Genomic DNA, 21,856 nt, shown 5'->3' on the forward strand with positions numbered 1-21,856 from the left:
TGCGACAAAAAAACAATTGAACGGACGCAACCAAGCGACCGTTCAGGCGAAGAACTTGCGTGCGTGTTCGAGCGCATCCGCCAGCGCATCGACCTCCGTCCTCGTGTTATAGAGTCCGAAGGACGCACGGCATGTGGAGGTCACGCCGAAGCGTTTCAAGAGCGGCTGGGCGCAATGGGTTCCCGCCCGGACGGCGACGCCGGCGCGATCGATCACCATCGACACGTCATGCGAGTGAATGCCGGCGATCTCGAATGAGAAGATGCTGCCCTTGCTCGGCGCGTTACCGAAGACGCGGAGCGAATTCACCGAAGACAGGCGCTCGCGTGCATAGGCGGTCAGATCCGCCTCATGCGCCCGGATCGCTTCGCGGCCGAGCTTTTCCATGTAGTCGAGCGCGTGGCCAAGCCCGATCGCCTGGACGATCGGTGGCGTGCCGGCCTCGAAGCGGTGCGGAGGATCGTTGTAGGTGACGTAGTCCTCCGTCACCTCCTCGATCATCTCGCCGCCGCCCTGGAATGGCCGCATCTCCTTGAGCCGCTCCATCCTGCCGTAGAGCACACCGACGCCGGAGGGGCCGTAGAGCTTGTGACCGGTCATGACGTACCAGTCGCAATCGATATCCTGGACATCGACCGGCATATGCACGGCGCCCTGGCTGCCGTCGACAAGCACGGGGATGCCGCGCTCGCGGGCGATGCGGCAGATTTCCTTGACTGGGACGACCGTGCCCAGCGCATTCGACATATGCGTGATGGCGATCAGCCTGGTGCGTTCGGTCAGGCACTTGACGAAGTCTTCGATGTGAAATGCGCCGTCATCGTCTACCGGCGCCCAGACGAGCTTCGCGCCCTGCCTTTCGCGGATGAAATGCCAAGGAACAATGTTCGAGTGGTGCTCCATGATCGAAAGCACGATCTCGTCGCCCTCGCCGATTTTCGGCATGCCATAGCCATGCGCGACCGTATTGATCGCCTCGGTCGAGGACTTGGTGAAGATGATGTTGTCGGGCGAAGGGGCGTTCAGGAAGCGGCGAACCTTTTCGCGCGCCCCTTCATAGGCGTCCGTCGCGGCGTTGGAGAGGAAATGCAGGCCGCGATGGACGTTGGCGTATTCATGGGAATAGGCATGGGCGACGGCATCGATGACGACCTGCGGCTTCTGCGCCGAAGCGCCGTTGTCGAGATAGACCAGCGGCTTGCCGTAGACTGTCCGTGAAAGGATCGGAAAATCCCTTCTGATCGTCTCGACGTCATAGGCCGGCACCGGCGCAACATGTTCCATGTCTTTGTCCAATCAGGCGTGCTTTTCGAGCCAGGCCGCGATCACGCCCTCGAGCGCCTCGACCAGCGCCTCGTCATCTTCCAGTTCCTCGACGATCTCGGCCACGAACGCTTTGACGAGCATCGCCCGCGCCTTGTTTTCCGGGATACCGCGGGAGAGCAGGTAGAAAAGCTGCGTGTGGTCGATATCGGCGACCGTCGCCCCGTGGCCGCACTGCACGTCGTCCGCGAAGATCTCCAGTTCCGGCTTGGCCGAAAGGTCGGCGTCGTCGGACAGGAGCAGCGTATTGCAGGCCATCTTGGCGTCGGTCTTCTGGGCATCCTTCGCCACCAGGATCTTGCCCTGGAACACGCCCTTTGCCCGGTCGAACACGACATTGCGGATGATCTCGCTCGATGTCGTGTGCGGCACGTCATGGCTGAGCGTGAAGGTCACGTCCGTATGGCTGTCGCCGCCAAGCAGGTTGATGGCGCGGAGCGTCAGGTCGGAGCCCTCGCCGCTGGCGCGACCGTGAATCTCCTGGCGCACCAGCTTGCCGCCGGCATTGATCACGAAGAGATGCAGCTTGGCATCCTTGCCGAGATCGAACCGGATCTGGCCGAGATGGGTGTCGGCCGTTCCCTGCTGCTGCAGGATGATCCAGATGACATCGGCCCCTTCGGCGAGCATTACGTCGCTGACGGACGAAACGAAGCTCGGCTCCGCATCGGTCGAGAGATGCCGTTCGATAACCGTCGCCTTGGCGCCGGCGCCGAAGGAAACCGGGAAGCGCGTATGCGCCTGACCATGGCTCTGCACGACCTGAAGTTCCAGCGGCACCTCCAATTCGACGCCCTCGGCGACGGCGATCTCGAGGCCGCCGCGAACCAGTCCGCCATTGATCCGGCCGATCGCATCGTCCGAGCCGAGGACCGAGAGGCCGGCAGCCGCCGAGCCGTCGATCAGGCTCTCGGTATAGGAACGCGCCGTAATACCGTCCGGCAGTCCCTTGACATCCGCTTCACCATTGCGGACCGAAAGCACGGAAGAGCCGGTCACCAGGGCCTCGACACGATCCGAAAAGGCACTCGGGTCGGCGGCAGGCACGGAGCGCAGCAGCGTGCGCAGATCCGTATAGTGCCAGGATTCGACGCGCCGCGTCGGCAGGCCGGCAGTCTTCAAGTCATGGACGAGCGTATCTCGAAGCGAGAGCACGGCGCCATCGCCCGGCAGGTCGCCGAGCTGCGCGGTATAGGCATCGACCAGCGCCGTTTCGGCCGCCGTCATCTTGATGACCTGTTGCATATTCATTCGAACCCTCCTACAGGCGTCAGGCCGCTGCCTCGATGATATCCGCGTAGCCTTTGGCTTCGAGTTCGTGCGCCAGCGTCTTGTCGCCCGACTTGACGACCTGGCCCCTGTAGAGAACGTGGACCGTATCCGGGACGATATAGTCGAGCAGGCGCTGGTAGTGCGTGATGACGATGACGGCGCGGTCCGGCGAGCGCAACGCATTGACGCCGTCGGCGACGACCTTCAGCGCGTCGATGTCGAGACCGGAGTCGGTTTCGTCAAGAACGCAGAGCTTCGGCTCGAGCAGCGCCATCTGCAGGATTTCCGCCCGCTTCTTTTCACCGCCGGAGAAGCCGACATTCAGCGGTCGGCGCAGCATTTCCGGTGCGATCTTCAGTTCGGCGGCCGCTTCCTTGACGCGGCGCATGAATTCCGGTGTCGAGAGTTCGTCTTCGCCGCGATACTTGCGCTGCTCGTTCATCGCCACCTTCAGGAACTGCATGGTGGCAACGCCCGGGATCTCGACCGGATACTGGAAGGCGAGGAAGATGCCCTTGGCGGCCCGCTCGGCGGCATCGAGCTCCAGAATGCTTTCACCGTTGTAAAGGATGTCGCCCTCGGTCACCTCATAGTCTTCGCGACCGGAGAGGATATAGGAGAGCGTCGACTTGCCGGAGCCGTTCGGCCCCATGATGGCGGCAACCTCGCCGGCCTTCACGGTCAGGTCCAGGCCGCGGATGATCTCGGTGCCGTCTTCGGCAATACGGGCATGCAGGTTCTTGATTTCAAGCATTGTTCGTCCTCTTCGGAAGCGAAGTGTTCTCTTCTCGCGCAAGTCCCTGCGCGTCGGTTCGATTATGCGTGTGGGGTTAGCCCACGGAGCCTTCCAGCGAGATGCCGATCAGCTTCTGTGCCTCGACGGCGAATTCCATCGGCAGTTCCTGAATGACTTCCTTGACGAAGCCGTTGACGATCAGTGCGATCGCCGCCTCTTCCGGGATACCGCGCTGCAGGCAGTAGAAAAGCTGGTCCTCGGAGATCTTCGAGGTCGTCGCCTCATGCTCGAACTGCGCCGTCGAATTCTTCGCCTCGATATAGGGCACCGTGTGCGCGCCGCACTTGTCGCCGATCAGAAGCGAGTCGCACTGGGTGAAGTTGCGGGCGTTCTCCGCCTTGCGGTGGGCAGAAACCTGGCCGCGATAGGTGTTGTCGGAGACGCCGGCGGCAATGCCCTTGGAGATGATGCGGCTCGACGTGTTCTTGCCGAGATGGATCATCTTGGTGCCCGAGTCGACCTGCTGATGGCCGTTGGAAACGGCGATCGAGTAGAACTCACCGCGCGAACCATCGCCGCGCAGGATGCAGGACGGATATTTCCAGGTGATCGCCGAGCCGGTCTCGACCTGGGTCCAGGAGATCTTTGAGTTCTTGCCGCGGCAATCACCGCGCTTGGTGACGAAGTTGTAGATGCCGCCCTTGCCTTCCTTGTCGCCCGGATACCAGTTCTGCACCGTCGAATACTTGATCTCGGCATCGTCGAGCGCGATCAGTTCGACGACCGCCGCGTGGAGCTGGTTCTCGTCGCGCTGCGGCGCGGTGCAGCCTTCCAGATAGGAAACATAGGCGCCTTCATCGGCAATGATCAGCGTGCGCTCGAACTGGCCGGTGTTCTTCTCGTTGATGCGGAAATAGGTCGAGAGTTCCATCGGGCACCGGACCCCCTTCGGCACATAGACGAAGGAACCGTCGGTGAAGACAGCGGAATTCAGCGTCGCATAGAAATTGTCCGACTGCGGGACGACCGTGCCGAGATATTTCCGTACGAGATCGGGATGCTCCCGCATCGCCTCGGAGATCGACATGAAGATCACGCCGGCCTTCTTCAGTTCCTCCTTGAAGGTGGTGACGACCGAGACGGAGTCGAACACCGCATCGACGGCGATCTTCGACTTCTCGACGCCTGCAAGGATCTCCTGCTCCCTCAGCGGAATGCCAAGCTTCTCGTAGACCTTGAGCAGTTCCGGATCGACCTCGTCGAGCGACTTCGGCCCCGTCGTGCCCTTCGGCGCGGCGTAGTAGTGAATCTCGTTGAAATCGATCTTCGGATAGCGGACACGCGCCCAGCTCGGCTCGTCCATGGTCAGCCAGCGGCGATAGGCCTCGAGGCGCCATTCGAGCATCCAGTCCGGCTCGTTCTTCTTGGAAGAGATGAGACGGATGATGTCCTCGGACAGGCCCTTCGGCGCCTTGTCCATTTCGATCTTCGTCTCGAAGCCGTATTTGTACTGGTCCACGTCGATTTGGCGGACCTGATCAATCGTTTCCTGCACGGCAGGCATGTCGTTCTCCAATCTCGCCGGATCCAAGGTCCGGCAGCTTGACAACTCGATGCTGGTTTGCGCACCGCTTATGTAATGGCTAAAAGGCGCTTTTCACCCCGTTTGCCAAGCGGAAAATTGCTTTTCCGCAATTTCGTCCAAACCTTCCCTTGCTCACGCCGCCTGTCCACTCGCCCGGCGGCGAGCCGCCACTTTCGCGAACACGGCGGCGCACTGCTCGATCTCCGCTTGCGTCGTGCTCTCGCCGATCGAAATGCGCAACGCGCCCTGGCGGGGATCATAACCCATTGCCGTCAGCACATGACTCTGTCCTACCTTGCCGGAAGAGCATGCTGAACCTGCCGAGAGCGCGACGCCCTCGAGATCGAAGGCGATCTGGCCCGTTTCAGCCTTCAGCCCCGGCAGGGTGAAGAAGGTGGTATTGGCGAGTCGCGGGACGTCCGCGCCATGGATCACCACGTCCGGCGCTTGGCAACGCATCTCCGTCTCGAGGCGGTCGCGCAGCGCAGCGATGGCGCCCATGCGGCCCTCTAAATTGCCGACCGCCATTCGGGCCGCGGCCGCGAATCCTGCAATGGCCGGCGCATTCTCCGTCCCGGAGCGATGTCCTTTTTCCTGTCCGCCGCCGTGGATGAGCGGCGATGGCATCATGACCTCGCCGCGGGCCACCAGGGCACCTGCCCCCTTCGGTCCGCCGATCTTGTGCGAGGAGACGATGAGGAAATCGGCGCCAAGCGCCTCCATCGACAGCGGCACGCGCCCCGCCGCCTGGACCGCATCCACCACGAGGAGGCCGCCATGCGTGCGCACGATCGCGGCAATCTCGGCGATCGGCTGGATGATTCCGGTTTCGTTGTTGGCGAGCATCACGGCCACCATGGGCAGGCCGGACTGACGATCATGGGCGCCGAGCAAGGCCTCCAGCGCTCCCGTATCGACCAGGCCGGCGCTCGACACGGGGATCTCGCCCATCATTTCGCGCGCGAAACGCCCACCCTCGCGCACGGCTGGATGTTCGATCGCCGAAACATAGAGCTTGCCGAGCTTGAGCGGCGTGCGGCCCATGCGGAAATGAGGCGTCAGCACCATGTTCGCCGCCTCGGTGGCGCCACTGGTGAAGGTCACCTCGGCCGGCTGTGCCCCGCAGAGCGCGGCCACGTCGCGGCGGGCGCTTTCGACGATCGCCCGGAGCGCCCGGCCTTCCCCGTGCACGGACGATGGATTGCCATTGATGTCGAGCGCGGACAGAACGGCTTCGCGCGCTTCGCTCAGAAGCGGCGCCGTCGCATTCCAATCCATATAAATACGCGCCCTCGGCATGCTTTCCTTCGTCAAAACGAGCTCGCCATTCCACAAACTCGGTGCCGTTGCATTTTTCTTGAATTTTCCGCGCCGCTTGCCTTAAGAGACGAGGCACATGGCGGAATGCCCGCACCGAAGTTTTGAACGGTTCTAAAGTGGTTCTAGAAAAGCTGAGTGCTTTCGTCAAGACAGATCGGCACTGAAACCACGATTTGAACCGGAAACATCCCTGGAGAGCCAATGCCCGAAATCATCTTCAACGGACCGGCCGGTCGCCTCGAAGGCCGTTATCAGCCTTCGAAGCAGAAGAGTGCACCGATTGCGATCATCCTGCATCCGCATCCGCAGTTCGGCGGCACGATGAACAACCAGATCGTCTACCAGCTCTTTTACATGTTTCAAAAGCGCGGCTTCACCACTCTGCGCTTCAACTTTCGCGGTATCGGACGCAGCCAGGGCGAATTCGATCACGGCGCCGGCGAGCTTTCGGACGCCGCATCGGCGCTTGACTGGGTGCAGAGCCTGCATCCGGATTCGAAAAGCTGTTGGGTGGCCGGCTATTCCTTCGGCGCCTGGATCGGCATGCAGCTTCTGATGCGCCGGCCGGAAATCGAGGGGTTCCTGGCCGTTGCGCCGCAGCCGAATATCTACGACTTCTCCTTCCTGGCGCCCTGCCCGTCTTCCGGCCTGATCATCAATGGCGATGCTGACAAGGTGGCGCCCGAGAAGGATGTGCACGGCCTCGTCGACAAGCTGAAGTCGCAGAAGGGCATTCTCATCACGCACAGGACGGTTGCCGGGGCGAACCACTTCTTCAACGGCCAGGTCGAAACGCTGATGGCGGAATGCGAAGACTATCTCGACCGCCGCCTCAACGGCGAACTGGTGCCGGAGCCTGCGGCAAAGCGTATCCGCTGAGGCACATCGGTTCATTGGAGCAGTGGCCCGAAATCGCAAGCGGATTCCGGGCCTTCTTGGTTCCGGGGATCGCCGCCGTCTCAGACGCGCAGCGGTCGATATAGCTCTTTAACGAGATGCATCGACGGCTCCGCGCATTCCACGCGATTCCTGCCGGCAGCCTTTGCGGCATAGAGCGCCTTGTCAGCGCGTCGCATTGCCATTTCCAACGGCTCTTCCGCGGCGATTGCAGCAACCCCGAAGCTTGCAGTGACCGCGACCGTTTCGGGAAGCCCCTCGATCCCCCTCGACGCCAATGCGGCACGCATTCCATGCGCAAGCACGCGGGCGTCGGCCAGGCTCACGCGCGGAAGGAAGACGGCAAACTCCTCACCACCGAGGCGCCCCGCGACGGCTTGGCCCGGCATGAGGTCGAGCAACACGCGGCCGAACTGCCGGATGACTTCGTCCCCGGCATGGTGGCCATATGTATCGTTGACGAGCTTGAAGCGGTCGAGGTCGGCAAGGATCAGCGTGCCGGGACCGTCGTCGTGGTTCGCCGGCAGGAATGGAGCTACGCGTTCCATGAAGCCGCGGCGATTATAGAGGCCGGACAGTGGATCGAGTTCCGACCTGGCATGCGCATCGTCGATGATCTCCTTGACCATAACGCCAAGCATCGCCACACCGGCCGCGACGATCAGCATGGCCCCCAAAGCCTGCGAGATCAGCGCGAAAGTGCTTGTGAGATAATCCGCTGCGGTTGAGCCGGATCCGGCGGCCATCGCGGCATGGATCTTCACGAGGTAATAGATCGCACTGAGGCTGAGGAGGCAGAACAGGATCTTGTCCGCCTGCGACCGTCGCTCGGACCGGAGGACGGTCGCAGCGGACCAAGCCTGCACGAGACAGAACGGCATTTGATAAAAGAAGGCGTGCTGCAACGTTCCGCGCGGCAACTCATAGATGATCACGTCGAGAGCGACGCCAGCGGTGAAGAAGATAGCGAGGTGCAGCAGCTTCGCTGGAACCCGATAAAAAAGCCCGAGTGCGAAGCGGATGAGAAGGAGGCCGGCAAGGACGCTGGCAAAGGCGCCGACGGCGAAAAGCTTCGGTACAGGCGTAAATGGCAGAACGGTTTCGAACACAGCCGAAAGGGACGCCACGGCAAAGCCGGCGGCGCACCAGATCGCCGGCCGTCTTGTCCGGCTTCTTGCCGCAATGACGAGGAAGGCCACCACGAAGACCTGGGCAATGATGAAGTTCACCGCCAAAAGGGAAATTGCACCACCCATCGACAGATCCGAAAACTCCTCGCGGCAGGTCGGCCGACCTGCAAAATGCCCTGTTGCGCAACGGACTGCAGATTAGCGGCCGGACGCGAAGAAAACATTAAGCCGCCATGGTATCAAGGCTTGAACTCCAGCGGGTTTGCCGGTTTGGCCGCCATCCGTCCGCCGCTCATCGGCCGTTCGACGCCTGTCGTGCCGGGATAGGTCAGGGGCAGGCGGCGTAGCGAGCGGACGGCGAGGTAGGCCCAGGCTTCAGCCTCCATCGAATCGCCATTGAGCTCCAGCGCCTCCGCGGCAAATACGCGCCCGCCCTCCTCCGCGGCAAGCGCGGCGAGGTCTCGCATGATGACCAGATTGAGACGGCCGCCGCCGCAGACGATGTAGGTCGCGGGCTTCGAAGGCAGGTGGCGCGCAGAGCGAATGATCGCCGCGGCGGTCACACGCGCCAGCGTGCGGGCGCCATCCTCGAGGCTTGCATCGCTCGGCGCGGGCGGCGCAAAGTCGCTGCGGTCGAGCGATCGGCGCTTCTCCGCCGTGAAGAAAGGATGCAAAAGGTACCGGTCGAGGAGCTGCGGCAGAATAGTCCCCTCGCTCGCGATCATGCCGCCCTGGTCGTAAGGGATACCGGCATGCGCCTCCACCCACTGGTCGATGAGCGTATTCCCGGGGCCGCTGTCATAGGCGACGAGTTCGTCGCCGGCGCCGATATAGGTGAGATTGGAAATGCCGCCTATGTTGACGAAGACGATAGGTGCGTCGATCGCCTCCCGCTCGGCGAGACCGCGTGCGAGCACCGCATGATAGGCCGGGATGAGCGGCGCCCCCTGGCCCCCATGGGCCATATCGTTTGCGCGCATGTCGTAGACGACGTCGATTCGCGTCTCCTTTGCCAGCAGTTCGCCATCGCCGATCTGCACCGTCAAAGCCTCAGCCGGGCGATGGAGGACGGTTTGGCCATGAAATCCGGCCACATCAATATTTTCCGGCAACATGTTGTTATCACGCAGGAATGCCTTGACGGCACCTACATGCCGCACCGTCAGGTCTCGCTCGAGTTCGGCGAGTATGCCGGGCCGTTCCCGTCTCTCTTCGATCGCCCGCGCATCCTCCAGCCCCTGCTTCAGTTGCTGTCGGAAGGCTGGATCATAGGCATAGCCGGCGGAGGGGCCGCGTTCGACGATGCTGTCGCCATCGGTCCTGATGAGGGCGACATCTATACCGTCCATGCTGGTACCGCTCATCAGGCCGATCGCGGTCCAAATCCTGCCCAAATGAATCTCCTTTGCATTGAAGCTCGAGAATCGGAGGTGCGTGGCGCCCCCTCGGCCCCGCTGTTCATAGCAAAAACCGGCCCCAGCAAAAACGTGCACTTTCGGCAAAACAGTGATAAAGGCCCGCCGCAGACGTCATATCAAGCCGAAAGAGACAGCTTATGTCCGAGTTCAAGTCCGATTTTCTTCGCACCCTTAGCGAGCGCGGTTTCATCCATCAGACATCGGATGATGCCGGTCTCGACGACCTGCTGCGGAAGGAAACCGTGACGGCCTATATCGGCTTCGACCCGACGGCGCCGAGCCTGCATGCGGGCGGCCTTATCCAGATCATGATGCTGCATTGGCTCCAGGCAACCGGCCATCGGCCGATCTCGCTGATGGGCGGTGGCACCGGCATGGTCGGCGACCCGTCCTTCAAGGACGAAGCGCGGCAGTTGATGACCGTTGAGACGATCGAAAGCAATATCGCCTCGATCAAGCGCGTCTTCGCCAACTATCTCGATTATGACAAAGGCCCGAATACGGCCCTGATGATCAATAATGCGGAGTGGCTCCGCTCGCTCAACTATCTCGAATTCCTGCGCGACGTCGGCCGTTACTTCTCGGTCAATCGGATGCTCTCCTTCGACAGCGTGAAAACGAGGCTCGAGCGCGAACACTCGCTCTCCTTCCTCGAATTCAATTACATGATCCTGCAGGCCTACGACTTCGTCGAGCTCAACAAGCGCTACGATTGCCGTCTCCAGATGGGAGGTTCGGATCAGTGGGGCAATATCATCAACGGCATCGATCTCGGCCACCGCATGGGCACCCCGCAGCTCTACGCCCTCACCTCGCCTCTACTGACGACGGCGTCGGGGGCGAAGATGGGCAAGTCGGTCAACGGCGCGGTCTGGCTCAATCCGGACATGCTCGGCCCCTACGAGTTTTGGCAGTACTGGCGCAACACCGAGGATGCCGACGTGACGCGTTTTCTCAAGCTCTATACGACGTTGCCGATGCCCGAAATCGCTCGATTGTCGCAGCTCGGCGGCTCCGAGATCAACGAGGTAAAGAAGATCCTCGCGACCGAAATCACCGCCATGCTGCATGGGCGGTCTGCCGCTGAGCAGGCCGCCGAAACGGCGCGCAAGACCTTCGAGGAAGGGGCGCTTGCCGAGAACCTGCCTTCAGTCGAGGTCCCAGCCGCCGAACTCGAGGCCGGCCTCGGCCTGTTGACGCTCGTGGTGCGCGCCGGTCTCGCCGCTTCGAACGGCGAAGCGCGGCGGCACGTTCAGGGTGGTGCCGTGCGGATCAACGACCAGCCGGTCAGCGATGAACGCCGGATCGTCGCAAGCGCCGACGTCACCGGAGATGGCGTCGTCAAGCTCTCGCTCGGCAAGAAGAAACACATGCTGGTGCGCCCCGTCTGAGGCTGAGCGCAACGCTCGTAGCGGCCGGGGGACACCCCTGCGCCTGTCGCGGGGGATCCTGTCCAGGGCGCATCCGGTTCACTTCGGCAGAGCGTGGAAATGGTGGCGGATCCCCGGTCCGCCGCATCAGATTATTGAAACTCGAATATGTTGCGAAAAACGCCCGGTGCGATGATCGACAGCGGGTTGATCAACAGGCTCGGCTGATCGAAGGGCCCCGTCAGTTTGAACGTGATGCCGAGCAGCCCGCGGTCGCGGCCGTTGCCGAGCAAGCCGCCGATCAGCGGCAGCTCGGCGAAAATGCGGTTGAGGCCATAGGCGGGCATGAATGTTCCAGTCATGTCCATGCGGCCGTTCGCGTCGCGAATCGTGCCTTGGAAGGTCGCGCCGACATCGACGCCGCGCAGGACGCCGCCGTCGACCCGAATCATGCCCCGATCCAGGAGCAGTTGTGCATAGCCCCGCTCGAAGCGTGCCGTGCTGACGTCTATATCCCGTCGCACGGCTTGGCTGAGACTGCGGCCGTCCTGCCCGGCGGGGGTCGAGATCATCGACTGCAGCTTCTGTTCCCCGATGAGAGAGAACTTCCTGAGGTCGACCGCGCCGCGCCAGGACCTGGCGCCCCGGTCGCGCAGCCTGAGATTGAGGAGCCCGCCTCGCATATTGCGGTAGACGTCGGCGAAGCGCGCGAGCGCGCCCGCGTCGCTCGTCGTCAATTCGAGCGTGTTGTCCGCCCCCGCCTTCACCATCCTGGCGACCACTGCCTGGCCGCTTCCGGTGACAGCAGACAGATCGATATCGTCGATCTGCTGGCCGCGCGCCGAATAGGCAAAGTTCACATTTGACAAGACCTCGCCGTTGAAGCCGATAACCCGGTCGAGCCGCGCACTGATCCTCACATTGCCGTCGTCGCCGGAGTTCGCGCCGCCCTTCGCCCGCGCCAGTGGTAGCCGGATATCCGCCGATGGACCGGTCAGGGCCACGGTGTATCCGCCCTTGCCGCGGTCGACATCGACTGCAAAGTCGTCGCCATGGGCGAGGCTGACGCCATCAAGCCGTGCCGAAGCCAGGCCCGCATCATCGACGCGGAGGTCACCGGTTGCGCCGAAGCCGTCGCCCGCGATACGGAAATCCCTTATCTCCGTGACGCCGCCCGTAGCTTTCACTGTGAATACCGCATTGGCCGCAATGCCGGCGCCCTTGCTCCAGCCGATCCAGGGCAGCGACAGCGAAGCCCCGGTGAGATCGGCTTTCACGGACTGGCTGCCGTCCTCGGCGAGCGAAACCTCGGCCCTGACCGGTCCGTTGACGATCCCGGACAGGGCGGGGGCGATCTTGCGTCGCGCGGCGTCGTCCAGCGTTCCGGAAATGTCGCGCGTCCTCTTCACATCGGCGGCCGGATCCACCGGTTCGGTGAGGGCGATCCGCATTTTCGCGCCGTCGATCGAGGCATCCGCATCAAGGACTGCCTTGCTGTTGTCGATCCTCATCGTGCCGCTCAGGTCGGCAATGGAGCGCCCGGCAACCGGACGGTTGATCGTCACGTCCTGCAGCCGCATCTCCGCCTGCCAAAGCGGGCGCGGCGGGTTCTGATCCATGATCAATCCGAACCGCGCGCCGACGAGGGCGGTCACCGGTCCAGTAAAGTCCTCCGGCACGAACGGCGTTTTCTGGAGCGCATGGATCGGCCTGTAGGCGACGAGCTCGGCGATGGCATCGGCCTGACCGCCAACCTCGATCTTCATCTCCGCCATCAGCGGCTTTGTGTGAACGTCGGGAATGACGAATTCCCCGCCATTCAGGGTCACGGACCGCGCGGAGGGGAAATAGGCCACGCCTTTGCCGACTGCTACCGACATGCGGTTGCCGCTCAGGCGGAAGTTGCCCGACGTGTCACGCAGCGGCGGTATCTCGCCGGCGATATTTATACGCGTATCGTCGATGGCGAAGTTTATATTGAGCTCGTGCTCGTCGAGCCTGAGATCGCCCCCGCTCGCAGCAATGCGTCCCTCCGGAATCGAGACTTCGATCCGGGCATCGGTGACCGTGCCGCCGAACAGGTTGGCGTTGGCCCATCGCCGGGCACCCTTGGCAATCCACCAGGGCCACAATTGCTTGATGGCAGTCGAATGCATCCGATCGCTCAGTGCGACGAAACTGATCTGCGGCGAGGTCTTGCCGAAGGCGACCGAAAGCGAACCGGCCATCGAGCCCTGCGAGCTCGATATCATCAATCGGTCGAAGATCAGCCGGTTGCTGTCGGCCTCGAATCTCCCGTTCGCTTTGGCGTCGAAGGCAAGCGGGCGCTCCGGCATGTCTTCCGGAGCGGACTTGGCATCCCTGAGAAGCAGGTCGACGGCGAAACCTCTTTTGCCGGTAGTCGAGACCTTGTCGAGATCGACCAAGGCGCCGGTGAAAGGAAATGCCGACTGGCCGATCCTCACCATGGACGGCAGAATCTCCACCGAGGACCGCTCGAAGTCATAGGAGATGTTCAGCTCCGACGGATTGAGTGCGGAGGCCAGCCCGCCGGCGTGGAAGCGTCCCTCGGAGGTCCTGACGGCGACGGCGAGCGTTGGTTTCGTGCCATCCGCGGCGCGCGTCGCCTTCAGTCTGACGCCGGCGGCCGCGTCTATACCGAAGGCGTCCTCGTTTCCCGCTCTTCCATGATAGAGGAAAGGCGCGAGGGGCAGGTCCTCCAGTGCGGCCTCGAGGCCGGTGAGACGCCCGCCATTGCCAAAGGCGCGTGCCGCCAGATGCGTCTGTCTACCGTCCAGGGCCACCGCGCCGTCGACGCGGATGGAACCGTCCGGCTCGCGGGCGAAGTCCAGGGAGTCGATGTGGATCGGGACGGTTCGACCGCGCGCGCCGGTCACCGACAGGCTGAAGTCGGAAAGCCGAATCCTCTGGGTTGCGCTGGTCGCGGTCAGCCGCGACATGCCGTCCACATGCGCAAACAGCGCTTCAAGGGCGGTGCCGACATCGGCGATGCGAATCGCCGCGAGATTGATGGGTTCGCCGCGCGGCAACAGCCCGGTGTCGAGATCGCCCCCGTCTGCTTCGAGTCTCGATACCGATATACGGCCCGTCAGCAATGCGACCGGATCGAGCGCGATCGAAACGGCCGCAAGCCTGACGACGGGACGCCCCGCCCCGCCCTCCTTCAGGGTCACCCCACGTGCCTTGAGTGCGAGGGCGCCTCGGCCCGTCACGCGAAGGACGGTGCTCTCTACTTCGGCACGGTAAGCGGGGCCAAGCGCGCCGTTCAGAGCCTCGCGCGCGCGGGCATTCAGGGGGGCGTCGGCGATGCCGCTTTCGACGACGGCGACGAGGGACGCAACGATCACGAAAATGACAAGCGAAAGGCAGAGAAATATCTGACCGCACAGGCGCGCCGCCCCACCGGACGACGGCGTATGCACGATGACCGGATCATGGGCTTGCGCAGAGGGCAGCGCATGCAGCGCGACGATGTCTTCCTTGCGAAAGCAAATCCTTTCGCCGCGGATCTCGTTCATCTCCGCAGGCGTCCTCCACGTGAATGCTGCATCGAGTCTCCCCTGTCATGCCCGATGTCGGGCCGGCCCCGGGTCCAGTTTGTGCCCCAACTAGATCACAATTCGCGGAACCCAGCCACCTTCGCTTCGCATGCTGCGGAACGGAGTCCAGCCTTCCGTCCGATTCCGTGCGGCGATCACGGGTCATAATGCAAAAACCCGTCGCGCGCCTGTCAAGAATCCATCACAAATCCGCCGGAAGCTCGGCACGATCCTCGATGAACCTGCGACGCCGTGCCCTGGCCACCATGGCCGGATCGCTGAAGCGCTCGAAAATACCTCATGATACTCTCCCCAGCCGGTTCCGTTCCGGGGCGTCATGCAGTACCTGGGAAATGTCCAGAAAACTTGGCGTAAGAAAGGCTCAATCATGGCACTATTGCGGTCCGGCGACACCGCCCCGGATTTCGAGCTTCCCCGCGACGGCGGCGGTTCGCTTTCTCTTTCTGCGCTGCGCGGAAAGCCGGTCGTCCTGTTCTTCTATCCCAAGGACGACACCAAGGGCTGCACCCAGGAAGCAATCGCGTTCTCAGGACTTGCGCAGGAGTTCGCAGCGCTTGGCGTCGTGCTGGTCGGCATCTCGCCCGATTCGGTCAAAAGCCATGACCGCTTCGTCGGCAAGCATGGACTGACGATCCCGCTTGCCGCGGACGAAGAAAAGGTGGTTGTCGATGCGTATGGCGTCTGGGTGGAAAAGAGCATGTATGGCCGCAAATATATGGGTGTGGAACGAACCACCTTTCTGATCGATGCGCAGGGCACAATCCACCGCGTTTGGGAAAAGGTGAAAGTCCCCGGCCATGCCGAGGAGGTCTTTGCCGCCGCAAAAGCGCTTACCGCCGGCTGACGATGCCGACGCTTCCGCACTTCCACAGCTTGCGCGGCGCGGCCGTCGAAGCGGTCCGGGCAGCGGACCTCGACGCGAAGACTGAACTGACCCGGGAGGCCCACCGGCGCTGGCAGGCGCGCACATTATCATTGCGCTCTCCGCTCGACCGCTCCGTTCCGGCGCGCCCCGGTCGGCCGGAAAGGCCGATCCTGACGCCGCCGACGCAGGTCAGGCGGCGCTCTCTCGGCTCTCTGAAAGGACGCATCGCCCTCCTCCACGCGATCGCCCATATAGAACTGAACGCGGTCGACCTGGCGCTCGACATTGTCGCCCGTTTCGCTGGCGAGCCGGTCCCGCATTCCTTCTTCGACGGCTGGATGCAGGTCGCCTTCGAGGAAGCGAAGCATTTCCGCCTGGTCCGGCAGAGGCTGAACGACCTCGGCGCGGACTATGGCGACCTGCCGGCGCATGACGGCCTCTGGCAGGCCGCCCACGACACGCGAAACGATCTGACCGCCCGCCTCGCCGTGGTGCCTTTGATCCTGGAAGCGCGCGGACTCGACGTCACGCCGGCGCTGCAGGCGAAGATGCGCGAGACCGGCGACCACGAGAGTGCTGCCGTTCTCGACGTCATCTATGAGGATGAGAAGGGCCATGTCGCCGTCGGAGCCAAGTGGTTCCGCTTTCTCTGTGCCCGGCAGCGAAAGGATCCGGCCGCGACCTTCCAGGCGCTGGTGCGGGCGAATTTCCGCGGCCCCCTAAAGGCGCCATTCAATGACATTGCGCGCGCCGAAGCCGGGATGACGCCGTCTTTCTACAGATCGATGACGGCCTCGACCAGCATCTGAGACGGGGTGCGTTCAAGGATTTGTTAACGCTAATAAAGTGTAATCGCCGCCGGGCAACGCGGATTATTTCGCAACTGGTGGGGGCAAGTGAGTGTCTGTTCGTCCGGCAAACGGCGCTTTCGGGAGACGATCGCAGAGCCACGTCCTGATTCTCGCAAGCGGCAACAGGATCAGGCATGTCACCATTCGTCCGTGGATGGTGGCCATCACTACCTCCATTATCGGCGCATTCGCCATCGGCTATCTGGCCGCGACCACCTATCTCGTGCTTCGCGACGATTTGATCGGTGGCACGATCGCCCGCCAGGCGCGCATGCAGCACGAATATGAGGACCGAATCACCGCGCTTCGCGCGCAGGTCGACCGGGTGACGAGCCGGCAATTGCTGGACCAGCAGGTCGTCGAGGAGAAGGTCGAAAAACTCCTGCAGCAGCAGCTCGAGATTTCGTCGCGCGGCGAGCGGCTGGACGCTCTGGGCATCGGTCCTGAATCAGTTGTACCGATCGGGCACGATGCATCGCTGCCCAACACGGAGCCGCTGGCTTACGAGGAACACGCCGGCACCAAAAGCGGGCTCGAGGCGATCGAAAAGATCATCGGCATGGCCGAGCCGAACAACGGTGCGCCCACTGCTCGCGCAGCGTTTGCGCCGATCACGGCCACGGCTGGGGCCGGAGAGACCACATCCGACCGCGCCGACCGGGTCTTCTCGAGGGTGACGCTGTCCCTGAAAGGTGTCGCGCACGAGCAGATGGCCCATATCCGGCAAATGACGGACGGCGCACTGCGCGTCTCCGAGGCCATCAGATCGATCGTCGATCGGACGGGGGTCGTCCTGCCCGATCATGAAGCGGCCGACGTCACATCCGCTGTCTTGAGAACCGGCGAATCGACGGGGATTGGCGGGCCCTTTGTCGAGCCGCAACGGGAGGATGAATTCGAGCAGTCCCTGGCTGCACTCGACAGCGCCCTTCTCGAACTGGAACAGACCCGCGCCGCTGCCCGAAAGCTGCCGCTTGCAAGTCCGGCGCCGGCAAACGATATCACCAGCACTTTCGGGAACCGGCTGGACCCGTTTTTCGGCCGGTTGGCGCTTCACGCCGGCGTCGACTTCCGTGCACAGACCGGCACGCGCATCCGGTCGACCGCGGCGGGAACGGTGACGGCCGCGGGGGCGGCGGGCGGCTACGGCAATTTGATCGAAATCGACCATGGCAACGGCGTGTCGACGCGGTACGCGCATCTCGCGGTTGTTCTGGTCAATGTCGGCGACCGCGTGAAGGCCGATCAGGTGATCGGCAAATCCGGCAGCACCGGCCGCTCGACCGGCCCTCATCTTCACTACGAAGTGCGGTTGAACGGCGAGGCCGTCGATCCGATGCGGTTCCTGAGCGCCGGGGCAAAACTCGCCGACTACATCGATTGAAGGCGGCCGGGACGGTCAAGCCTTGAAGGAAAACCGGGTGGTTTTTCGTTCTATTGACCGCCGCACGCATCAAGATGCTGGATTTCTTGACTTTCGGCGACTTCCGCCTTAAGAGCGCTGGCACGTGGTGGTGGTTTTTCACCGACCGACCTTATGTTCTATTGAACGAAACGGAAACAGTTTCCACATTGACCAATTTTGCTGATCTTGGCCTGAGCCAAAAAGTTCTCTCCGCCGTTGCCGATGCGGGCTATGCAACGCCGACCCCGATCCAAGCAGGTGCCATTCCGCCGGCCCTTCAGCGCCGCGACATTCTGGGCATTGCACAGACCGGGACGGGCAAGACCGCATCCTTCGTGCTGCCGATGCTGACGCTTCTGGAAAAGGGCCGCGCCCGTGCCCGCATGCCGCGCACCCTCATCCTCGAGCCGACGCGCGAACTCGCCGCCCAGGTGGCGGAGAACTTCGACAAATACGGCAAGAACCACAAGTTGAACATCGCACTGCTGATCGGCGGCGTTTCCTTCGATGAACAGGACCGCAAGCTGGAGCGCGGCGCGGATGTCCTGATCTGCACGCCCGGTCGGCTGCTCGATCACTGCGAGCGGGGCAAGCTCCTGATGAGCGGCGTCGAGATCCTGGTCATCGACGAGGCCGACCGCATGCTCGACATGGGCTTCATCCCGGACATCGAGCGCATCGCCAAGCTGATCCCCTTCACCCGGCAAACGCTGTTTTTCTCGGCGACGATGCCGCCGGAGATCCAGAAACTTGCCGATCGGTTCCTGCAAAACCCCGAACGCGTCGAAGTCGCGCGCCGCTCCTCGACGGCGATTACGGTGACGCAGCGTTTCGTGGCGTCGCATGCGAAGGACTACGAGAAGCGCGCAATGCTGCGCGATCTCATCCGCTCGCAGGATGAACTGAAGAACGCAATCATCTTTTGCAACCGCAAGAAGGACGTTGCCGAGCTCTTCCGGTCGCTTGATCGCCACGGCTTTTCCGTCGGCGCGCTGCATGGCGACATGGATCAGCGCTCGCGCATGACGATGCTTGCGAATTTCAAGGACGGTAACATCAAGCTCCTCGTCGCCTCGGACGTCGCGGCCCGCGGCCTCGACATCCCCGATGTCAGCCATGTCTTCAATTTCGACGTGCCGATCCATGCGGAAGACTATGTGCACCGCATCGGCCGCACCGGCCGCGCTGGCCGCTCCGGCGCTTCCTTCACCATCGTCACCAAGCGCGACGTGAAATTTTCCGACGCTATCGAGAAGCTGATCGGCCAAAAGGTCGAGTGGCTGAGCGGGGACCTCTCGGAACTGCCGGAGCCAATGGAGAGCCATGAAAACGGTCGCCGCGGCCGCGATGGTCGCAGGGACCGCAAAAAAGATGTGGAGCGTTCCGGGAGGGACCGTGCCGAACATAAAGCCGATACCGCCCACAGCGATAGTGTGGCCGAACTCGAATCAGTCGTGGAAAGGGTGGTAGCGGTGAAACCGGAACGGAACGCCGAGAACAAGCATAGCCAGGCCGGCCGCAACAATCGTCCCGGCCGAGCGCAGACGCCGGCCAATGACGACAATCGCGATCGTCGCGGCCGCAACCGTCGCGACCACGATGATGGCCCGACGCCGCTCGGCTTCGGCGATGAGATCCCAGCCTTCATGCTGATTGCCGGCAAGGCCTGATATCCGGGTGTCATGGCATACCCCGGAATCGACTTTCCAGGACTTGGCTGCGGACTTGCGGTTCTTCGCGACGGCAGGATCCTGCTCTGCCGCCGGCTGAAGGCGCCGGAGGCGGGCCACTGGAGCATCGTCGGCGGCAAGGTCGACCACATGGAACGGGCGCAGGACGCTGCCCGGCGCGAGGCGGAAGAGGAAAGCGGGCTGTCGATCCATTCGACACGCTTTCTCTGCGTCAGTGAGCAGATGATCGAAGCCGACCGCCAGCACTGGATCTCGCTGATTTACGTGACGGACGATTTTTCCGGCGAGCCGCGCCTCACGGAGCCGGACAAGCTGTCCGATATCGGCTGGTTCGACCTCTCCGCCCTGCCCCAGCCGCTGTCACGCTTCGCAGCCGATGCCGTGCGGGCGCTTGACTGAACACAACACGCCGGATGGGAATGGGTGTGCTTCATCCGCCGCATTCGCACCTCGCCAATTCCTCTTGGCCTGCCGGCCATCTCCCCTACAAGGCCGCCCAAGGTGAACACTGACCTGTCGAACCGCTGCCCGGGCTTCGGCGCCGTCAGGCGATCTCAAGCTCACGCAGGGGTACCCGTCAGGACCCAATCACCTGTCGGGGGATAATTTCCGCTTCGTTTTTTCTTTCACCCACCTCCAAATCTCCTCACCGCTTAAGAACAATGGAATCTGGGCTTGGCCTTGGGCCTGGTCCACCGCTAGTCCAACTTCCGCGATTTCCCCATCCGCGCGGACATCGCGCACGACCAGGTCGACCTCGCCGCATGCAACTCTGTCTCCCACTTCGGCTGTTCCGCCGAGCCGCTGCACCATGAAATCTGCGATCGAATTGTTCAAATGCCGTTCCGGAACGGATTGCAGATCATAGGCATCTACGAGCAAAGAGAGCGGCTTCTTCGGGTCAAGCGTGAACCTGCCGAAGAACTCGGCGTCGTCCTGACTCAAGCGCTTGGGACTTGCGAAAAGGCGGTCCAGCAGCCGGATATATTGCGGAGCGACGAACATATAGACCAGGTCATTTTTCTGCAGGTGCCCCGCATACTGATACCGCATGGATCGGCCGTCGCGAACGACCAGCGACGGCCGCGCCCACCGCGGCAGGCGCTCGCCCTGCAGGACAGGACTTTCATTGACCACCCGATAAACGATCAATTCGTGATGGGATCTTCCCGGCAGATCGAGTCCCACCCGTTCGACCGGCCCGATTCTTGCGGGAACGATGAGCCCGAGCCATCGAGCCATCGGCCGGATCGTCCATCCCTGGAGCAGGAGCGAGGTGAGCACGATGATGTAGGCGATGTTGAATAACAGCTGCCCGTTTTCCAATCCTCCGGCCAAGGGGATGATGCCAAGCAGGATCGAGACCGCCCCGCGAAGGCCGACCCAGGAGATGAACGCCGTTTCATTGCGCTGATAGCGGAATGGCAGCAGGCACAGCCAGATCGCCATCGGCCGGCAGATGAATGTCAGCCCGAGTGCGATGGCGATTGCAGGGATCGCGACGTCCAGGAATTCTGATGGAGTGGCGAGCAATCCCAGCGTCAGGAACATGGCAATCTGAGCGATCCAGGTGAGCCCTTCCATGAAGCGTCGCAGCCCGGCATGCCCAGTGATCTGGCTGTTGCCGGCAACCAGCCCTGCAACATAAACGGCGAGGAAGCCGCTGCCCCCCATCACACCCACCAATCCGAACAGGCAAATCGCCGACGAAATGACGCCAATGGGATAGAGTGCTCCTTCGAGCTTTATCCGGTTGGCGGCAGCTACGATCGCGTAGCCGCCGATGATCCCGGTGATGGCGCCCATGCCCATCTGCATCGCGAAACCCGTCGCGATCTCCTGCCAGAGGTCTTTCTGGTTCCCGCCCGCGAGGATGAGCTCAAGCAGAATAAGAGTGAGGAAGATTGCCATGGGATCGTTCGATCCGGACTCCACCTCGAGCGTCGAGCGCACGTGATCCCGGATGGTGATACCGCCGACACGCAGCAGGAAGAACACCGCGGCTGCGTCCGTGGACGCGACGATCGCGCCGAGGAGGAATGCCTCCAGCCAAGGGAGGCCGAGAACATAATGAGCGGCCACTCCGACTAGGCCAGCCGTAAGGGCCACGCCCAGAGTGGCCAGCGTGATGGCCGGTGCCGCGGCCTGCCTGAAGGATTTGAGCTTGGTGTCGAAGCCGGAGTCGAAAAGGATGATCGCGAGTGCCAGGCTGCCGATCAGATACGCCGACTCTGCATCGTCATAGCTGATGCCGAAACCATCCTCGCCGGCAAGGAGACCAACGCCCAGGAAGACCAGCAGCAGAGGCGCACCGAAGCGGTACGCCAACGCGCTGCTCATCACCGACGCCAGCACGAGGGCAGCGGCCACAAGGAAAGCCGGGAAGATCGCATCTAGCATCGTTCGGCCTGG

General features: G+C 62.6%; 16 protein-coding genes. 7 read left to right on the forward strand and 9 right to left on the reverse strand.

Going from position 1 to position 21,856, the window contains the following annotated elements:
- Positions 1-42: 42 nt before the first annotated feature.
- The 5 genes from EKH55_RS07420 to EKH55_RS07440 form a co-directional block, all read right to left on the reverse strand.
- A complete protein-coding gene (locus tag EKH55_RS07420) occupies positions 43-1,284 on the reverse strand; it encodes a cysteine desulfurase (RefSeq protein WP_069458634.1) in 1,242 nt (413 codons plus the stop codon).
- Between the two features lie 12 nt (positions 1,285-1,296).
- Positions 1,297-2,574: a Fe-S cluster assembly protein SufD gene (sufD, locus tag EKH55_RS07425; RefSeq protein WP_069458585.1), complete on the reverse strand. Its 1,278-nt coding sequence runs from the start codon at positions 2,572-2,574 to the stop codon at positions 1,297-1,299.
- Positions 2,575-2,593: 19 nt separating this feature from the next.
- A complete protein-coding gene (gene sufC, locus EKH55_RS07430) occupies positions 2,594-3,349 on the reverse strand; it encodes a Fe-S cluster assembly ATPase SufC (RefSeq protein WP_069458584.1) in 756 nt (251 codons plus the stop codon).
- A gap of 76 nt (positions 3,350-3,425) precedes the next feature.
- Complete coding sequence (gene sufB, locus EKH55_RS07435; RefSeq protein ID WP_071015405.1) at positions 3,426-4,895, reverse strand: Fe-S cluster assembly protein SufB; 1,470 nt, start codon at positions 4,893-4,895, stop codon at positions 3,426-3,428.
- 153 nt (positions 4,896-5,048) lie between these two features.
- Positions 5,049-6,215 carry a cysteine desulfurase family protein gene (locus tag EKH55_RS07440; protein WP_069458633.1) on the reverse strand — a complete coding sequence of 389 codons (1,167 nt, stop codon included), beginning with the start codon at positions 6,213-6,215 and terminating at the stop codon, positions 5,049-5,051.
- Positions 6,216-6,437: 222 nt separating this feature from the next.
- On the opposite strand from EKH55_RS07440, the gene EKH55_RS07445 reads away from it, so the two are divergent.
- Positions 6,438-7,115, forward strand: coding sequence for an alpha/beta hydrolase (locus EKH55_RS07445; RefSeq protein ID WP_069458582.1), 678 nt, complete (start codon positions 6,438-6,440; stop codon positions 7,113-7,115).
- An 80-nt stretch (positions 7,116-7,195) separates the two neighbouring features.
- Here EKH55_RS07445 and EKH55_RS07450 read toward each other — a convergent pair whose 3' ends face one another.
- On the reverse strand, positions 7,196-8,389 hold the full coding sequence (locus EKH55_RS07450; protein ID WP_069458581.1) for a GGDEF domain-containing protein: 1,194 nt from the start codon (positions 8,387-8,389) through the stop codon (positions 7,196-7,198).
- Between the two features lie 113 nt (positions 8,390-8,502).
- Positions 8,503-9,657 (reverse strand): anhydro-N-acetylmuramic acid kinase, encoded by a 1,155-nt coding sequence (locus EKH55_RS07455; protein WP_069458580.1) that lies wholly within the window; start codon positions 9,655-9,657, stop codon positions 8,503-8,505.
- Positions 9,658-9,818: 161 nt separating this feature from the next.
- Here EKH55_RS07455 and tyrS point away from each other — a divergent pair, with 161 nt between their 5' ends.
- Positions 9,819-11,072, forward strand: a complete 1,254-nt coding sequence (gene tyrS, locus EKH55_RS07460) for a tyrosine--tRNA ligase (RefSeq protein ID WP_069458579.1) — start codon at positions 9,819-9,821, stop codon at positions 11,070-11,072.
- Positions 11,073-11,203: 131 nt separating this feature from the next.
- Here the strand turns inward: tyrS and EKH55_RS07465 are convergent, their stop codons facing one another.
- Positions 11,204-14,590, reverse strand: coding sequence for a YhdP family protein (locus EKH55_RS07465; protein ID WP_151611258.1), 3,387 nt, complete (start codon positions 14,588-14,590; stop codon positions 11,204-11,206).
- Positions 14,591-14,999: 409 nt separating this feature from the next.
- Here EKH55_RS07465 and EKH55_RS07470 point away from each other — a divergent pair, with 409 nt between their 5' ends.
- The 5 genes from EKH55_RS07470 to EKH55_RS07490 all read left to right on the forward strand — a co-directional run bounded on the left by EKH55_RS07470 (position 15,000) and on the right by EKH55_RS07490 (position 19,843).
- A complete protein-coding gene (locus tag EKH55_RS07470) occupies positions 15,000-15,476 on the forward strand; it encodes a peroxiredoxin (protein ID WP_069458577.1) in 477 nt (158 codons plus the stop codon).
- Between the two features lie 2 nt (positions 15,477-15,478).
- Positions 15,479-16,306 (forward strand): ferritin-like domain-containing protein, encoded by an 828-nt coding sequence (locus tag EKH55_RS07475; RefSeq protein ID WP_069458576.1) that lies wholly within the window; start codon positions 15,479-15,481, stop codon positions 16,304-16,306.
- 91 nt (positions 16,307-16,397) lie between these two features.
- The gene (locus tag EKH55_RS07480; RefSeq protein WP_069458575.1) at positions 16,398-17,732 is read left to right on the forward strand and encodes a M23 family metallopeptidase; all 1,335 of its coding nucleotides are present in this window, start codon (positions 16,398-16,400) and stop codon (positions 17,730-17,732) included.
- Positions 17,733-17,920: 188 nt separating this feature from the next.
- Complete coding sequence (locus EKH55_RS07485) at positions 17,921-19,423, forward strand: DEAD/DEAH box helicase (protein WP_069458632.1); 1,503 nt, start codon at positions 17,921-17,923, stop codon at positions 19,421-19,423.
- Between the two features lie 12 nt (positions 19,424-19,435).
- Complete coding sequence (locus tag EKH55_RS07490) at positions 19,436-19,843, forward strand: NUDIX hydrolase (RefSeq protein ID WP_069458574.1); 408 nt, start codon at positions 19,436-19,438, stop codon at positions 19,841-19,843.
- Between the two features lie 189 nt (positions 19,844-20,032).
- Here the strand turns inward: EKH55_RS07490 and EKH55_RS07495 are convergent, their stop codons facing one another.
- Positions 20,033-21,844, reverse strand: a complete 1,812-nt coding sequence (locus EKH55_RS07495) for a potassium/proton antiporter (RefSeq protein ID WP_069458573.1) — start codon at positions 21,842-21,844, stop codon at positions 20,033-20,035.
- Positions 21,845-21,856 lie beyond the last annotated feature (12 nt).

The organism is Sinorhizobium alkalisoli (assembly GCF_008932245.1).
In the GTDB taxonomy this organism is placed as follows: domain Bacteria; phylum Pseudomonadota; class Alphaproteobacteria; order Rhizobiales; family Rhizobiaceae; genus Sinorhizobium; species Sinorhizobium alkalisoli.

Excerpts from the sequence above, each read along its gene's own strand:
- EKH55_RS07475 (WP_069458576.1), top strand. The coding sequence starts at position 15,479 with ATGCCGACGCTTCCGCACTTCCACAGCTTGCGCGGCGCGGCCGTCGAA.
- EKH55_RS07495 (WP_069458573.1), bottom strand. The coding sequence starts at position 21,844 with ATGCTAGATGCGATCTTCCCGGCTTTCCTTGTGGCCGCTGCCCTCGTG.
- EKH55_RS07490 (WP_069458574.1), top strand. The coding sequence starts at position 19,436 with ATGGCATACCCCGGAATCGACTTTCCAGGACTTGGCTGCGGACTTGCG.
- EKH55_RS07420 (WP_069458634.1), bottom strand. The coding sequence starts at position 1,284 with ATGGAACATGTTGCGCCGGTGCCGGCCTATGACGTCGAGACGATCAGA.
- sufD (WP_069458585.1), bottom strand. The coding sequence starts at position 2,574 with ATGAATATGCAACAGGTCATCAAGATGACGGCGGCCGAAACGGCGCTG.
- EKH55_RS07465 (WP_151611258.1), bottom strand. The coding sequence starts at position 14,590 with ATGAACGAGATCCGCGGCGAAAGGATTTGCTTTCGCAAGGAAGACATC.
- EKH55_RS07470 (WP_069458577.1), top strand. The coding sequence starts at position 15,000 with ATGGCACTATTGCGGTCCGGCGACACCGCCCCGGATTTCGAGCTTCCC.
- EKH55_RS07450 (WP_069458581.1), bottom strand. The coding sequence starts at position 8,389 with ATGGGTGGTGCAATTTCCCTTTTGGCGGTGAACTTCATCATTGCCCAG.
- tyrS (WP_069458579.1), top strand. The coding sequence starts at position 9,819 with ATGTCCGAGTTCAAGTCCGATTTTCTTCGCACCCTTAGCGAGCGCGGT.
- EKH55_RS07445 (WP_069458582.1), top strand. The coding sequence starts at position 6,438 with ATGCCCGAAATCATCTTCAACGGACCGGCCGGTCGCCTCGAAGGCCGT.
- sufC (WP_069458584.1), bottom strand. The coding sequence starts at position 3,349 with ATGCTTGAAATCAAGAACCTGCATGCCCGTATTGCCGAAGACGGCACC.
- sufB (WP_071015405.1), bottom strand. The coding sequence starts at position 4,895 with ATGCCTGCCGTGCAGGAAACGATTGATCAGGTCCGCCAAATCGACGTG.
- EKH55_RS07440 (WP_069458633.1), bottom strand. The coding sequence starts at position 6,215 with ATGCCGAGGGCGCGTATTTATATGGATTGGAATGCGACGGCGCCGCTT.